General features: G+C 46.0%; 16 protein-coding genes. 12 read left to right on the plus strand and 4 right to left on the minus strand.

All coding sequences use genetic code 11. From position 1 onward, the window contains the following. The first annotated feature begins 4 nt into the window (after positions 1-4). From E7588_03640 to E7588_03690, 11 genes are all read left to right on the plus strand, one after another. Complete coding sequence (locus E7588_03640; protein ID MBE6688356.1) at positions 5-892, plus strand: F0F1 ATP synthase subunit A; 888 nt, start codon at positions 5-7, stop codon at positions 890-892. Positions 893-904: 12 nt separating this feature from the next. Further along, positions 905-1,117, plus strand: coding sequence for an ATP synthase F0 subunit C (gene atpE, locus E7588_03645; GenBank protein MBE6688357.1), 213 nt, complete (start codon positions 905-907; stop codon positions 1,115-1,117). Between the two features lie 18 nt (positions 1,118-1,135). Continuing rightward, entirely contained in the window at positions 1,136-1,639 is a 504-nt protein-coding gene (locus E7588_03650) for an ATP synthase F0 subunit B (protein ID MBE6688358.1), read from the plus strand. Then, positions 1,636-1,854 (plus strand): F0F1 ATP synthase subunit delta, encoded by a 219-nt coding sequence (locus E7588_03655; protein ID MBE6688359.1) that lies wholly within the window; start codon positions 1,636-1,638, stop codon positions 1,852-1,854. The genes E7588_03650 and E7588_03655 overlap by 4 nt, the downstream gene beginning before the upstream one ends. Positions 1,855-1,866: 12 nt before the next feature. Beyond that, positions 1,867-3,375, plus strand: coding sequence for a F0F1 ATP synthase subunit alpha (locus E7588_03660; GenBank protein MBE6688360.1), 1,509 nt, complete (start codon positions 1,867-1,869; stop codon positions 3,373-3,375). Between the two features lie 2 nt (positions 3,376-3,377). After that, complete coding sequence (gene atpG / locus E7588_03665; GenBank protein MBE6688361.1) at positions 3,378-4,250, plus strand: ATP synthase F1 subunit gamma; 873 nt, start codon at positions 3,378-3,380, stop codon at positions 4,248-4,250. Positions 4,251-4,255: 5 nt separating this feature from the next. After that, positions 4,256-5,641 (plus strand): F0F1 ATP synthase subunit beta, encoded by a 1,386-nt coding sequence (locus E7588_03670; GenBank protein MBE6688362.1) that lies wholly within the window; start codon positions 4,256-4,258, stop codon positions 5,639-5,641. Then, positions 5,638-6,036, plus strand: a complete 399-nt coding sequence (atpC, locus tag E7588_03675; protein ID MBE6688363.1) for an ATP synthase F1 subunit epsilon — start codon at positions 5,638-5,640, stop codon at positions 6,034-6,036. The genes E7588_03670 and atpC overlap by 4 nt, the downstream gene beginning before the upstream one ends. A 110-nt stretch (positions 6,037-6,146) precedes the next feature. Further along, positions 6,147-6,689 carry a rubrerythrin family protein gene (locus E7588_03680; GenBank protein MBE6688364.1) on the plus strand — a complete coding sequence of 181 codons (543 nt, stop codon included), beginning with the start codon at positions 6,147-6,149 and terminating at the stop codon, positions 6,687-6,689. 57 nt (positions 6,690-6,746) lie between these two features. After that, positions 6,747-7,406, plus strand: coding sequence for a dTMP kinase (gene tmk, locus E7588_03685; protein ID MBE6688365.1), 660 nt, complete (start codon positions 6,747-6,749; stop codon positions 7,404-7,406). A gap of 33 nt (positions 7,407-7,439) precedes the next feature. Further along, complete coding sequence (locus E7588_03690) at positions 7,440-8,768, plus strand: MATE family efflux transporter (protein ID MBE6688366.1); 1,329 nt, start codon at positions 7,440-7,442, stop codon at positions 8,766-8,768. 56 nt (positions 8,769-8,824) lie between these two features. Here E7588_03690 and E7588_03695 read toward each other — a convergent pair whose 3' ends face one another. From E7588_03695 to E7588_03710, 4 genes are all read right to left on the minus strand, one after another. Then, complete coding sequence (locus tag E7588_03695; GenBank protein ID MBE6688367.1) at positions 8,825-9,763, minus strand: YegS/Rv2252/BmrU family lipid kinase; 939 nt, start codon at positions 9,761-9,763, stop codon at positions 8,825-8,827. 62 nt (positions 9,764-9,825) lie between these two features. After that, complete coding sequence (gene madM / locus E7588_03700) at positions 9,826-10,596, minus strand: malonate transporter subunit MadM (protein ID MBE6688368.1); 771 nt, start codon at positions 10,594-10,596, stop codon at positions 9,826-9,828. After that, the gene (gene madL, locus E7588_03705) at positions 10,593-10,979 is read right to left on the minus strand and encodes a malonate transporter subunit MadL (GenBank protein MBE6688369.1); all 387 of its coding nucleotides are present in this window, start codon (positions 10,977-10,979) and stop codon (positions 10,593-10,595) included. Before madL ends, madM begins: the two co-directional genes overlap by 4 nt. Positions 10,980-11,103: 124 nt before the next feature. Continuing rightward, positions 11,104-12,633, minus strand: a complete 1,530-nt coding sequence (locus E7588_03710) for an ATP-binding protein (protein MBE6688370.1) — start codon at positions 12,631-12,633, stop codon at positions 11,104-11,106. A 197-nt stretch (positions 12,634-12,830) separates the two neighbouring features. Here E7588_03710 and E7588_03715 point away from each other — a divergent pair. Next, positions 12,831-14,343 (plus strand): S-layer homology domain-containing protein (locus E7588_03715; GenBank protein MBE6688371.1); only part of this gene is annotated, 1,513 nt, incomplete at its 3' end.

Consider the following 14,343-nt stretch of genomic DNA (forward strand, 5'->3'; position numbering starts at 1 on the left):
TTTTTTGGGTTTCGTTATAAATATCGGTGCTTCGGCGCTGGTATTCGTGTTACTTCTGATTCTCAAAGCCTCGCTTGCCCACAAGCGCCGCGAAGAGCCGGGTAACAAAAAGCTTAAAACCAAGAACCGGTTGTATTTCTGGGGCATGGTAATTGCGGCATGGTATTTTGTCGCCTGTGTCATCAATGAAATACGCGGAGGGCTTACGGGAATTCACGTGGAAGTGGAGCTGTTCGCTCCCAGAGTGGAATTGTTCGGAATATCCTTTTCCGAGTCTAACATCACCATGTGGATAATCACAGCGGCAATACTTGTGCTTTGCCTGCTATTCCGCTTTATTGTGTTCCCGAAATTTACCGAAAATCCCAAGGGCTTGCAAAACATTGCAGAAATAGCCGTTGAGGAAGCGGACAAGTTCGTAAAGGGTGTTGTCGGTGAGCATTTGCCGGGCGATATTTCCGCTTACATGGTTTCCATTGCACTGTTCATGATAGGCAGTGCGTTGAGCGAATTATTCGGAAAGCGTCCACCAACTGCCGACCTTATCGTTACGGCATCGATGGGACTTTGCACGTTCTTTCTGATCAACTATTACGGTATCCGCGTCAAAGGTATCGGCGGAAGATTGAAGTCTCTTGCCTCACCTTCGCCTGTTATCTTTCCCATGAAGGTGCTCAGCGATGTGGCTGTGCCCGTATCACTTGCATGCCGTCTGTTCGGTAACATGCTGGGCGGTATGATAGTCATGCATCTTCTGCAAAACTCACTGGGCGGATATTCTGTTGGTGTGACTTCCCTTGCAGGGCTTTATTTCAACCTTTTCCACCCATTAATACAAACTTATATTTTTATTACACTGTCGCTTACGTTTATTAACGAAGCCGCAGAATAGGAGGATTTTATTATGAACGCATTCGCATCCGCACTCGCACTTCTCCCCTGTCTGGGCGCAGGTATTATGATGGGCTTTGCGACAAGCAAGGCAGTAGACGCCGTTGCACGTCAGCCCGAAGCATCCGGTAAGATTAACTCCATTCTTCTCATGGGTCTTGCACTTACCGAGTCCACCGCGATATACGGCTTTGTTATGTCGCTTATACTTTTCACCAAAATCTGAGAATAAGAGGTAGTTTCAATGCCGGGACTTGATTTTTCAAAAATTCCCATGGATCTTATCCTGAATATTATCAACATTATCCTTATATTTGTCATTGTGAAAACTCTTTTATACAAGCCTGTAAAGAATTTTCTTGATGCACGCGCCAAGAAAACCGCCGATGCAATAAAAGAGGCACAGGACGCCAAGGACGCTGCACATAAGCTGAAAAGTGACTACGACTCTCTCCTTGCAGACAGCGAAGTTGAAGTAAAAAAGCTTATTAAAGACGGCGAAATAAAGGCTGCCGAGAAGTCTGCCGCAATTATTGAAAATGCCCGTAAACAGGCTGAGGAGATTATTGCCGAGGCTCACAAGCAGATTGAGGAAGACCGCCGCGAAGCGCAGGAGGATATCAAAAAGGAAATCGTCCGCACAGCGCTCATTATTTCCGAAAAAGTACTGGAACGTGAGATAAAGGACACCGACGTGAGAAAGGTAGCCGAAGAGTACTTTGTCAACCCCAAGGGTAAAATAGTATGAAGCGCGTTATCATAACCGCAACACCCGCAATGTCGGAAGAGACATACAAGATCATATGCGGCAAGATCGAAAATAAGTACGGCGAAAGCTTTGAGTTTTCCCGTGTTGACGATGCTTCCATCATTGGCGGTTTTATACTTAACATCGAAAACAAAATTTACGACCTGAGCACCAGAACACGCCTTGACGAAATAGGCAACCATATTCTCAACTAAGGAGGCAATGCCATGTCCCAGATAAAATTGGATGATATCAGCGCGTTTCTCAAAAAACGTGTGGACGGCTTTGAGCCCAAGCCGCTGATATACCGCTACGGCAGAGTGAAAAGCGTTGCCGACGGCGTTGTCAGAATTGAGGGTCTGCCCCACCGTTCCTACGGTGAGCTTCTTGAATTCAATTCCAACGTTTACGGTATGGCGCTTGACCTGGAAGAGGACGGTGTAGGTGCCGTACTGCTCAACACCACCGATAATGTGGCAGTGGGCGACCAGGTACGCGGTATCGGACGTGTAACCGAGGTTCCGGTAGGCGAAGAGCTTATAGGCAGAGTTATCGACCCCATCGGCAGACCGCTGGACGGTATGCCACTGAGCACCAAGAACTATCTGCCTGCCGAGCGTCCGGCTCCCCCTCTTATACAGCGCAGACCCGTAGATACTCCCCTTGAAACGGGTATACTTGCCATCGACAGCATGATTCCCATAGGACGCGGTCAGCGCGAGCTTATTATAGGCGACAGACAGACGGGTAAAACCTCTATCGCCGTAGATACGATTATTCATCAGAAAAATACCGACGTTATCTGCATTTACTGCGCCATCGGTCAGAAGGCATCCAACGTAGCGCAAATAATAAAAACTCTTACCGACGCAGGTGCAATGGAATATTCCGTTATTGTTGCCGCAACAGCAGGCGACAGCCCCGCAATGCAATATCTTGCACCCTACTCAGCCTGCTCGGTGGCTGAATATTTCATGTCCAAGGGGAAAGATGTTCTTGTAGTATACGACGACCTTTCCAAGCATGCAGTGGCGTACAGAACGATTTCTCTGCTTCTGCACCGTCCGCCGGGACGTGAAGCTTATCCCGGTGACGTATTCTACCTTCACTCACGTCTTCTTGAACGTGCGGCATGTCTGTCACACGAATTCGGGGGCGGAAGTATAACCGCACTGCCCATAATCGAAACAGCGGCCGGAAATATCTCTGCTTATATTCCCACCAATGTTATTTCCATTACTGACGGTCAGATATATCTGGAAAGCGAGCTGTTCCACAGCGGTATACGCCCTGCGGTAAACACAGGTCTTTCGGTATCCCGTGTAGGACGAAGTGCACAGCACAAGGCTATGCGAAAGGTTTCGGGATCACTGCGTATACAGCTTGCCCAGTACCGCGAAATGGCGGTTTTCGCCCGTTTCGGCTCGGATATTGACTCTTCCACCAAAAAGATGCTGGACAACGGTGAACGACTTACTGCACTGTTCAAACAGGGCAGAGGCCAGACCTTCGATTTGGTTGACGAAGTAATAACTCTTGCGGCGTTCGGTAAAAACGCTTTTGACAGCGTTAAGGTTTCTGACATAAACAATGCCCGTACCGCCCTTATAAACGAAATACGCTCTTCCTATTCCAATATTGTCAACCGCATCACCGACACGCACGACCTTGACGAGGAAACCGCAAACGAATTGGGTATTGCGGTAAAAGAGTTTATGAAGGGAATGGGTGACTGAGTATGGTACGTAACTTAAGTGCCATACGTCACGAGGCAAAGGCGGTTGAGCAGACACGCCAGATTACAAACGCAATGTATCTTTTGTCCACCTCGCGCATGAAAAAGGCTATGCAGGTGATAGATTACAATCAGATGTATATGCGCCGTATACGTGCGGCTGTTAAGGATATTTTGCGCATGAGCACCTCGGTGCACCATCACTATGTGGAGGACACCGGCAAGCGTGCGGCATATCTTGTTATCTCGGCTGACAAAAGCATGTGCGGTGCCTATAACTTCAATGTAGTTGACTGTGCCGTAAAAAGCATGAGCCGTCATGAAGTAACACCATTTATTTCCAATGTGGGAATATGCGGAAACGAAATGCTCAAGGCAAAGGGCTTTGAAGTTGATACGGACTGGCTGGGTGCTTCTCAGAAGCCGTCATTATACTATGCCCGTCAGATTGCAGAGCACCTTATTCAGCTTTACGACAGCGACGAAATCAGCGAAATATATGTAGTATACACAAAATATGTTAATTCCGTAGTGCAGAAAGCGGAATGCATAAAGCTTCTGCCGTTATCGCTTGACATATTCGATGATGTAAACATCGAATACAACTATGACACGCAGGTGCTTTACTCGCCCTCTCCCATGGAGGTTTTCGACACTATGGTACCGCAATACTGCATAGGCATGGTATACGGATTTCTCAACCATGCTTCGGCAAGTGAGCATGCCGCCCGTATGACATCTATGCAGAGTGCGACACACAACGCCGACAGCATGATAGAAGAGCTTAATTTCGAATATAACACGGCACGTCAGAGTGCCATAACCGCCGAGATTACAGAAATTGCTTCTGCGGTGGAAATTTTTACGAAAGATTGATGAAAATGACTACACATAAGGGAAGTATCATAAAAATATCCGGTCCTGTCATCGATGTACGCTTCGATGAGGGATGCGAGCCCCATATAAATACTCTTGTCACCACTGAAAATAACTCCTACCACATGGAGGTTGCCGCTCATATTGACTGCGGTATAGTTCGCTGTGTGGCGCTGGAGGCAACCGACGGTCTTAAGTGCGGAACAGAAGTGTTTTCCAACGGCGAGGGCATAAAGGTTCCCGTAGGCGACAGCGTTATAGGACGTGTTGTGGACGTTCTGGGACGTCCCATTGACGGTCTCGGAGAGATAAAAGCGGATGAATACTGGGATATACACCACGCTCCTCCCTCTCTTAGCGAGCAAAAGCCAAACACCGAGCTTCTGGAAACGGGAATAAAGGTAATTGACCTGCTTGTCCCCTACGCAAAAGGTTCCAAAATCGGACTTTTCGGCGGTGCGGGTGTAGGTAAGACGGTTCTTATCATGGAGCTTATCCACAACGTCGCTACCAATCACGGCGGTTATTCGGTATTCACCGGTGTGGGTGAAAGAAGCCGCGAGGGTAACGAGCTTATGAATGACATGCGCGAAAGCGGTGTTATTGATAAATCCATTCTTGCATTCGGTCAGATGAATGAGCCCTCGGGAAGCCGTATGAGAGTCGCTCTTGCAGGCCTTACTATGGCAGAATATCTGCGCGAAAGAAAAAAGCAGGACGTGCTTTTATTTATTGATAATATTTACCGTTTTGTTCAGGCGGGCAACGAGGTAAGTGCTCTTCTGGGACGTCTGCCCAGCGCAGTAGGTTATCAACCTACGCTGGCTAACGAGCTGGGTGAGCTGGAGGAACGTATTGCCTCCACCGCTAACGGCTCTATTACCTCCGTTCAGGCGGTATACGTACCTGCGGATGACCTTACAGACCCTGCGCCTGCAACAATATTTACTCATCTTGATGCAACTACCGTACTTTCCCGTGACATTTCCGAGCAGGGCATCTATCCTGCGGTAGACCCACTGAATTCCGCCAGCCGTATACTGGAGCCTGAAATCGTTGGCGAGCTTCACTATAATGTGGCACGCAGAGTTCAGGAGTGCTTACAGCGTTACAACGACCTTAAGGACATTATCGCTATACTGGGTATGGACGAACTGTCCCCGGAGGACAAAACCACTGTTTACCGTGCAAGAAAGCTCCAACGCTTTATGTCTCAGCCCCTTTCCGTTGCAAAGGCATTCACCGGTAACGAGGGAAAATTCGTTCCGCTTGAAAAGACAGTGGAAAGCTTCCGTCAGATTGTTGACGGCGAGGCGGACGACCTTCCGGAAGCGGCATTCTTCATGGTGGGCGATATCGACGATGCACGTGAAAAGGCGAAAACGTTATGAATACCTTTAAGCTTGAAATAATAACACCCATGCGCGAGTTTCTTGAAACCGACGCAGTTGCACTCACCTTTCAGTCTACCGACGGCGAAATAACCGTACTCAAGGGGCACACCCCCATGGTTGCCTCACTTGCAGTGGGAGAGTTAAAAATACGGGATGAAAACGGCGTCCGTGTTGCGTTCCATTCCGAGGGTTTTGTGGAAGTTCGCCCGGACGAGGTATTGGTATTTTCACAGGCGTGTGAATGGCCGGACGAAATAGACATTTCCCGTGCTCAGAGTGCACGGGAGCGCGCTATGGAAAAGCTTCGTCAACAGCAAAGCATTTACGAGCACCGACACACTGCTATTTCGCTTACCCGCGCTATGGTACGCCTTAAGTTGAGCAAGAAATAAGCAAAAAACATAGCTGTGTTTTCACGGCTATGTTTTTTTTGAAAAAATGTTGATTTTTTTTAAAAATTGGTATATACTAATACCATACTTATATTTTTGGGAGGTATATTATGGAAAACATCAAGGGTACAAAAACCGAGGCTAATCTCTGGGCTGCGTTTGCAGGCGAATCTCAGGCAAGAAATAAATACACCTACTACGCATCCAAGGCAAAGAAAGACGGCTATGAGCAGATAGCTTCTCTCTTTGAAGACACTGCAAACAACGAAAAGGAACACGCAAAGATTTGGTTCAAGCTGCTCATGGGCGGCGAAATCCCCTCTACCATCGACAATCTTGCAGATGCTGCAAGCGGCGAAAACTATGAATGGACCGAAATGTACGCAGAATTTGCAAAAACTGCACGTGAGGAAGGCTTTACCACCATCGCTCTGCTGTTTGAAAAGGTAGCGGCAATCGAGAAAACCCACGAGGAAAGATATCGCAAGCTGGCAGCCAACATTGAGGGCGGAGTTGTATTCTCCAAGGATGGCGATGCAATCTGGGAATGCCGTAACTGCGGTCATATCCATATCGGACCCAAGGCTCCCGGCATGTGTCCGGTATGTGCACATCCTCAGGCATATTTCGAGGTTCGCAAGGAAAACTATTAATCGGTACTTTACGGGCGGACACAATGTCCGCCCTATTTTTGTGTACAGGAGATTGTTATGAACGTACAGCCTAAAGCACAGGAAAATACAATTAAAAACGGTACAAAAGGTAAATTCATTGTTTTTGAAGGCATTGACGGCTCGGGAAAAAGCACTCAAATTGCTTTGCTTGAAAAACGTCTTAAAGAAAAGGGAATAAATGTGGCACGCACTGCCGAACCGACAGCTTCCGGACTTGGTGGGCTTATACGTGATGCACTCAACGGCACCACCCCAAGAACACCCTACGAATTGGCGTCGATGTTTCTTGCTGACCGCATCAGCCATAACGAAAACCCTGTTTACGGCATAAAAAAGATGCTGGACGAAGGTACATATGTCATTTGCGACAGATATTATTATTCTTCCTTTGCATATCAGGGCATAGACGCTGACCTTAACTGGGTGATGGATATAAATCTCAGCTGTCCTCAAATTACCCGACCGGACGTTTGCATATTTCTTGATCTTGACCCGGAAAAAAGCGCTCAACGCATAAGTGAAAGCCGTGCCTTTGCCGAGATTTTTGAGAACACTGACACTCTGAGAAAAATACGCTCCCGTTTTTACGACGTTTTTGAGCTTATCCACCAGCGTGAGAACATTCGCATAATCGATGCGGGACGTACAGTAGAGGAAATCGCCGACGATGTTTATGCGGCGGTTTTTGAAGAATAGTACATCTTTTTGAGGAGTTTTCGCATTCACATTATGACTATTCAGCTTTCAGACCATTTTACATATAAAAAGCTTTTACGCTTTACATTCCCATCAATAATAATGATGATATTTTCGTCGGTATATGGTGTGGTGGACGGTTTTTTCGTTTCAAACTTTGTAGGTAAAACACCTTTTGCCGCCGTCAATTTCATAATGCCCTTCCTCATGATTCTGGGTACACTGGGTTTTATGTTCGGAGCGGGCGGAAGCGCGCTGGTATCAAAAACCTTAGGTGAGGGTGACAATGCTCTTGCAAACAAATATTTTTCCATGCTGGTTTATATTTCCATCGCATGCGGTATAGTTCTGAGCGCGCTGGGTATAGTTTTTCTGCGTCCCATTTCTGCACTTCTGGGGGCGGACGGTCAGCTTCTTGAGGACTGTGTAACCTACGGCAGAACAGTTCTTATCGCTCTTCCCGCATTCATGCTTCAGATGGAATTTCAGACCTTTTTCATAACAGCCGAGAAGCCTCAGCTCGGGCTTTATGTGACGGTTGCATCAGGTGTTGCGAACATGGTACTGGACGCACTTTTTGTAGGAGTTTTCCGATGGGGGCTTGTAGGTGCAGCCGCCGCCACGGGTATAAGCCAGGCAATAGGCGGATTTTGTCCGGTTTTATTTTTTGCTCTGCCAAACAGCAGTATTCTGCGTCTCACACGAACGAAATTCTACGGTAAAGCCTTTTTTAAGACCTGCACCAACGGCTCATCCGAGCTGATGTCCAACATATCCATGTCACTTGTAGGTATGCTTTACAACATTCAGCTGATGAAATACGCAGGAGAAAACGGTGTTGCGGCTTACGGCGTGCTAATGTATGTCAACATGATATTCATTTCTGCTTTTATCGGTTATTCCATAGGAACGGCTCCCATCGTAGGCTTTCATTACGGTGCCGAGAACCACAGCGAACTTAAAAGCCTTGTAAAAAAGAGTCTTACAATAATAGGTGTGCTTTCTCTGGCTATGCTTCTTATGGGATTATTATTGGCAGTTCCTCTGTCTGAAATATTTGTGGGCTACGATGTTCAGCTTCTCGCCATGACGGTAAAAGGGTTTTATGTTTTTTCGTTCTCCTTCCTGTTTGCGGGAGTGTGTATATACGGCTCATCATTCTTCACCGCACTCAACAACGGGCTTGTATCGGCAATCGTATCATTTTTGAGAACGCTGGTTTTCCAGATAGCCGCAGTTATGCTTTTGCCCATAATATGGGGTATCGACGGAATATGGTTTTCTATCGTGGTTGCAGAGCTTATGGCTTTCATTGTTACTATACTGTTCCTTTACGGGATGAAAAATAAATATCATTATTAAACAATCAGCAGGTGATAATCGTGTATCACCTGCTGATTGTTTATTTTCAAATGTTATTATACGGTCATGGGCTGTTTTACTTCGGACGGTACAACAAAATTGAATGCTCCGGGGCAGATTTCAAACTCAGTTCTTCCGGCATTTACAATTTCGCCGTCTATGCAAAGGCGCATTTTACCGTTAAGGGGTGTAACTGCGATTTTCCTGCAATTTGTGCTCAGAATTATCTTATCTATATTACTGATACTCATAAACGTGCCTTTCATATACGCGGGCAACAACCTCAAAAATTTCAGTCTCGGAACATTTTTTATTATATTTATATTAATGGTTCCGTCGCAAACGGATGCCAGCGGATTACTCTTTATACCGCCGCCGCAATAACAGCCGTTCGCTATGGACGTCAGAAGCAATTTGCCGCTGTACATTGCTTCGCCATCAATTTCAATATCAAGATTTGCTCCTTTTTTGCCTATAAGGTTAATAAGTATAGACACAAAGTATGCCACCGAGCCTGAAATAAACGGGCTCTTCTTAATTCTTGCCGTCATATCGGCAACATTGCAGTCAAAACCGATATTAAACATATTGGCACAATATCCCGTAACGGCTTCACCGTCTGTTTGGATGGTGTATCTGATGGCGTCGCATTTTACGGTACCTGCATTAATCTGTTTTGTAATATCATCAAATAAACCGGAAAAATTACGGCGAAAATCATTTCCGGTTCCGATGGGAATCACACCTGCTTCAGCGGCATCGCAATCCTTAATGCCGTTCAGAACCTCGTTGAATGTACCGTCACCGCCACAAGCAATAAATCTGGCAGGTCCATGATTATTAATGTACTCGCGAATATACCGCGTAGCATCTCCAACAGCTTTGGTCAAATATATTTCGGTTTCAATGCTGCATAATTCATTTATCTCATCGATCAGCATTTGTGCCTTATTTTGCCGACCTGCGTGAGGATTTACTATAAAAACTGTTTTCATTTATTCTCACTCTGTTATAAAAAATAAAGCTGCAACAAAAACTGTTACAGCTCATATGTACATTACGGTAAAAATATCTTTACAATAAAATATAATACCGACGGGCAGAGAAGACATCCCATACCCGTATAAAATGTAGATGTCATTGCGCCGTAGGGTACAAGCTTGGGGTCTGTTGCGGCAAGACCTGCGGTTGTTCCGCTGGTTGTTCCCATAAGACCGCCGAATACCATTGCTGCACGGGGAGTGTTAAGTCCAATCTTTTTTGCCACCATGGGTGTAATAACCATTACTGCGATAGATTTGAATACACCTACCGCGATGGAAATTGCTATAACCGCGGAATCCGCACCAAGTGCAGCACCGGTGACGGGGCCCACAACGAAGGTGACTGCGCCTGCCGCAATAGTGCAAGCACTGACGGCATCACGATAACCAAACGCAAATGAAACCGCTACACCTATAAAGAATGTAACCACAACACCGACAAGCAGAGCAATAACGCCCACAAGTCCACACTTTTTTATTTCGGACATTTTTGCACCGAAAGAAGTAGAAACGATTGTAAAGTCGCGTAATGTAGATGCACCGAGAACGCCTATGCCGGTGAAAACGGAAACATCTGCAATGCCCTTTGAACCGCCTGCAACCTTACCGCCCACATAAGCGAGAATAAGACCTAAAATAATTGCTATCGCAGACGTATGAATTCTGCCTTGAGTAAGCTTTGAAATGCCGGTTGACAGCACAACAATAATACCGACCAGCAAAAATGACATTACAAAAGCATTATCGACAAAAAGACTTACAAAGATATCAGCCAATGCTCTCATTTCTGAACCTCCTTATCCTCTTGCTTGGTTTCCTTTGGCGAAAACATATTGAAAACAGGGATGAGAAGAAGCATAATTACAACAATGCCAACACCCAGCGAGAGTGCAAGCGCACCGCCGTCAAGAGCACTTACAACATTCTGAGAAGCAGACATGGCTATAATAACCGGAATGAACATTTCTTTCCAGAATTCAATTCCCTTGGTATAGTTCTGCGGTAAAATACTGTTGACTTTTTTTGAGTTGGTGGCAATCAGAAGCAAAATCATTGCAAAACCGACACCACCAACATCGGAATTCAAACCCGTCCACAAACCTATCAGATTTCCGACGAATGAGCCGACAAACATACAACCGGCGAGCAACGCTACACCGTAAATCATAAAACCATTCCTTTACACTTTATTTACTTACATATTATATTATAAAACAAAATACGCGAGTTGTAAATTATGAAATTAAATATGCTGACTATACTTTTAATTATATAGCAAGTCTTTTTACAATTCAATTACGAAAATACTTTTTATCGGCGGCGCGGTATTGCAGAGCTTCGAAAATATGCTGTTCCGCAATACTTTCGCTTTGCTCCATATCTGCGATGGTTCGCGCAACACGCAATACACGGTCATATCCGCGTGCCGACATATTCATATGATTGAACGCCAGCTCCAAAGTCTGAGCCGCCTTCGCGGTCAGCCCGCCCCTCTCACGCATAAGCTTGCCGGAAGCATCTGAGTTTTTATATATTCCCAAATCTCCGAAGCGTTGCACTGCAAATTCTCTGGCACGATTCACCCTCAAGCGTATATCCGCCGAGCATTCGGAAGGCGTACTTGAAGTAAGCTCGTCATAGGATACTGCGGGAACTTCTATCTGTATATCTATTCTGTCTACCAGCGGCCCCGATATTTTTCCCAAATAGTTATTGATGGCGGTGGTGGAGCACTTGCATTCCCTCTGTGTACTGCCGTAATATCCGCAAGGGCAAGGGTTCATGGCACAAACCAGCATGAAATTCGAGGGAAAAGTAATTTTATTCTTCACACGGGTAACGGTTATATTTTTATCCTCCAACGGCTGACGCATGACCTCAAGAGCACGCTTTTCAAACTGGGGAAGCTCATCCAGAAACAGTACGCCGTTATGCGCAAGGGATAATTCACCCGGTACAGGGTTTGTACCGCCGCCCGAAAGTCCCGCCACCGACATTGTATGGTGCGGAGAGCGAAAAGGGCGGAGTGTCATAAGACGTTTATCCTGCGGAAGCATACCCGCAACGGAATGTATCTTGGTTACATCCAGCATTTCATCATAGCTCATTCGGGGAAGAATTCCCGGCAAAGCTTTTGAAATCATGCTTTTTCCTGCTCCCGGAGGCCCTATAAGCAAAACGTTATGACCACCTGCGGCAGCAACCTCCATTGCACGTTTTGCAAATGCCTGACCCTTGATTTCGGAAAAATCCACTGTGGGGACAGGCTCCTGCAGTATCATCTCCGCATTGTGTGGTGTGGGGGCGATTGCCGTTTCGCCTCTGAGATGGGACACAAGCTGTGCGATATCACGAACACCGTATACCTCTATACCGCTGACAAGCGAAGCCTCCTGTGCGTTTTCCTCCGAGAGATAGACTTTGGTAAGTCCGCTGTTCTTGGCGGCAATGCACATGGGCAGAACGCCTTTTATTCCGCGCACTTCGCCGGTAAGTGACAATTCACCCAAAAAGCATTTATTTTCCATATCCACATCCGACAGCACCGAATGGCACAAAAGAGATACCAGTATCGCCAGGTCCAGTGATGAACCTTCCTTTTTGGTATCTGCCGGAGCGAGATTTATTACTGTTTTGCCCTTGATAAACGGTAGATTGTTATTTTTCAGTGCAGATTCAACACGGGAAAGCGATTCCTTGACCGCATTATCGGGAAGACCGATTATGCTTATTCCCGGAAGTCCTCCGCTTGAAGAGCATTCGGAGCGTATTATGTATCCGTCTATGCCGTTTATTCCGGCAGAAGATACTGTACAAACCATAATAAAACACCTTTTCCTTTGATGTACTTATCTCATTATACAACATTTTACAAAAAAATGCAATACAGCTGAATATGTATATTCGCATTTTGCAAAAAATGGACAAATTTTTAGTGAAAAAAGACTACATTTTTCCTTGATTTTTTTAAAACATTGTGATATAATTACCTAACAAATCTATAAGGAGACTTATATATATGAAAAAAATTCTTTTTTTTGCATTGCTTATATCCGTTCTATGTATAAGCGCATTTGCCGCAGAACCGGGTTTTCTTCTGACACCGGATTTCACCGCACCTATAAAATACAGCACACTGTATGCTGCTGAACTTACATACGGTGAGAACTATGCAACAATTACTTCCACCCACGATTTGAATGAAGGACAGACCGGTGACCCTCATTTCGTTGTCAACACCGAGCTTGATCCAAAGTACAAATGGATGAAAATACGTATAATGAACCATTCTCAGGCTGCTGTTTTCGAAATGCATTTTGCCTCGGAAGCAACCGGTTCGAAAATCACTGCCGAGAGCTGTACGCATTTTCCCATCACCGCCCAAGACACCGAATATAAAGAATATATTTTCAATATAAGTGACCACAATGCACAGAAGCAGGGCGGTAAGTCCTACTGGGAAGGTAAGATAAACCAGTTACGCTTTGACTGTATGTGGATCGCAGAGCCTTCGGGTCAGATGCCCAAGGGAAGCAGTATGGATATCGACTACATCGCCTTTTTTGAAACCGAGGAGGATGCCATGGCTTACGATAAAGCAAGAGAAAAAATTGATTATTCCAATGTTGAGTGGGACAAAAACAGCCCTCACTTCATTTTTGATAACGCAGAAGAGGTTTCCAAATGGGCACTCCATCAGGCAAGCTCCGAGCTGGAAATGGGCAACCTTAAGTTCATTCCCAACGGAAATGACCCCACCATTGCACGTCAGTTTGAAATTCCCTTTGCCGCAGAAGAATTCCACTGGTTCGCCTACAGATACAAGGCTGCTACCGAGTCTACCGTAGGCGGTCTCTTCTTCACCTCCGATAAGGTTCCCAATCTTACCAGCAAGTTCTATGAGTCGTTCAAGCTCAATCCCAATGGCTACTGGACAGACTACATTCTTGATCTTAACAACATAACCAACGGAACATGGGAAGGCACTATCAACTCCATGCGTCTGGACCCTGTCAACGACAGAGTAAGCTTTGACACCAAGATATATATCAACCGTATAGGATTCTTCCGCACAAAGGAAGAGGCATTCGCGTTCCTTGCTGCAGGCGGTACCGAAGACTTCTCAAAATCCGCTCAGCTAAACGGAGATATGTTCAAGGCAATCATCCCCGGCGGCACAATTGCCGATACGCTTGACGAAAGAAAATTCATTCTTCAGAGCGAAAATGCCGACAACAGCTCTGTTGTAACCTACACCGACGCAAACGGTAACAAGAGCATTGTTGCGCTCAGCTACACCAATGACTACGGCTACACCTCCTACGTTGCAAACAAGCCCGGTACATATGCAATAGGCGCAAATCATAAGGATTATGTTGACATTGCAGGACACTGGGGCGAGGGCTACATAAACTTCGTTTCCGACCGTGCGCTGTTCGGCGGTACAAGCCCCACAGAATTCAGCCCCGAGGTCACCATGACCAGAGGAATGTTCATTACCGTTCTGGGACGTATGCACGGACTTGATACCT

It is taken from the genome of Oscillospiraceae bacterium (assembly GCA_015065085.1).
Taxonomy (GTDB): Bacteria; Bacillota; Clostridia; order Oscillospirales; family SIG627; genus SIG627.